The organism is Streptomyces sp. ASQP_92, from assembly GCF_025399895.1.
Lineage (GTDB): Bacteria > Actinomycetota > Actinomycetes > Streptomycetales > Streptomycetaceae > Streptomyces.
In genome coordinates this window covers 1-868 of the sequence record NZ_JAODUA010000058.1, presented here as the reverse complement: position 1 = coordinate 868, position 868 = coordinate 1, and the positions used below count along the sequence as shown (strand labels likewise).

1 protein-coding gene is annotated in these 868 nt (G+C 64.4%); it reads left to right on the top strand.

The features are described from left to right. Positions 1–40 precede the first annotated feature (40 nt). A protein-coding gene (locus N4G70_RS36880) for an IS5 family transposase (RefSeq protein WP_261717155.1) occupies positions 41–858 on the top strand; the annotation gives its coding sequence in 2 pieces (ribosomal slippage) (positions 41–389 and positions 389–858; 819 coding nt in all). Positions 859–868 lie beyond the last annotated feature (10 nt).

Below are 868 nucleotides of genomic sequence, written 5' to 3'. Positions count from 1 at the left end.
AGAGCGTGTCCTATGTGGTGAGTCAGGGAAGAACCTCAACATGGGTCAGGGGACGTGGAGTTGGATTGTTCCGGACGGGTTGTGGGAGATCGCGAAGCCGTTGATCCCGCCGTCGAAGGTGCGGCCGCAGGGCGGCGGGACTCAGGACACGCCTGATGAGACGCTGTTCGCGGGGATCGTCTACGTGCTGGTCAGTGGGTGTTCCTGGCGGGCCTTGCCGCCGTGTTTCGGGGTGTCGAAGTCGACGGTGCACCGCCGGTTCATGATCTGGTCGAGAGCCGGTGTCTGGGGTCGCCTCCATGAAGCGGTGGTGCACCGCCTCGATGACGCCGGCCTCGTCGATGTCTCCCGTGTGGTGCTGGATTCGGCGCACGTGCGGGCAAAAAAAGGGGCGAACACACAGGTCCGAGCCCCGTGGACCGGGGCAAGCCGGGTTCCAAGATGCACGTCCTGTCGGACGCGAACGGACTGCCCCTGGTCGTCGGCCTCTCCGCCGCGAACGTCCACGACAGCCTCGCACTGAAGCCCATGGTCGCCGGTCACCAAACGAGACACGACCCCCACCGCGGCCGCTACTTCAAACCCACCCGGCTGCACGCTGATAAGGCTTACGACGTCCCCCATCTGCGGAAATGGTTATGGGGCAAGCACATCGGTGTCCGCATCGCCCGCAAAGGCATCGAGTCCAGCGAACGGCTGGGACGTCGCAGGTGGGTAATCGAGAGGACCATGTCGTGGCTGTCCGGTTACCGCAGACTCAGCCCCCGCTACGAACGAAATCCCCGCAACTACCTGGCCTTCCTCGGCCTCGCCGCAGCCCTGTGCTGCTACAAACGACTCGTCCGACTCACCACGTAGGACACGGTCT